We start from the raw sequence: 255 nt of genomic DNA, 5'->3' as shown, positions 1-255 counted from the left end.
CCCCCCCCCCCCCCCCCCCCCCCCCCCCCCCCCCCCCCCCCCCCCCCCCCCCCCCCCCCCCCCCCCCCCCCCCCCCCCCCCCCCCCCCCCCCCCCCCCCCCCCCCCCCCCCCCCCCCCCCCCCCCCCTCCCCCCCCCCCCCCCCCCCCCCCCCCCCCCCCCCCCCCCCCCCCCCCCCCCCCCCCCCCCCCCCCCCCCCCCCCCCCCCCCCCCCCCCCCCCCCCCCCCCCCCCCCCCCCCCCCCCCCCCCCCCCCC

The 255-nt window shown here is 99.6% G+C and carries 1 protein-coding gene; it reads right to left on the bottom strand.

From position 1 onward, the window contains the following. Positions 1 to 255, bottom strand: a 255-nt coding sequence (locus ACTHUR_RS21795) for a hypothetical protein (protein ID WP_268083134.1), incomplete at both ends; no start/stop codon positions are given.

This window comes from Neisseria sp. P0021.S007 (genome assembly GCF_051956855.1).
Note: the sequence above shows the minus strand (reverse complement) of the source record. Positions and strands in the feature narration are given on the sequence as shown.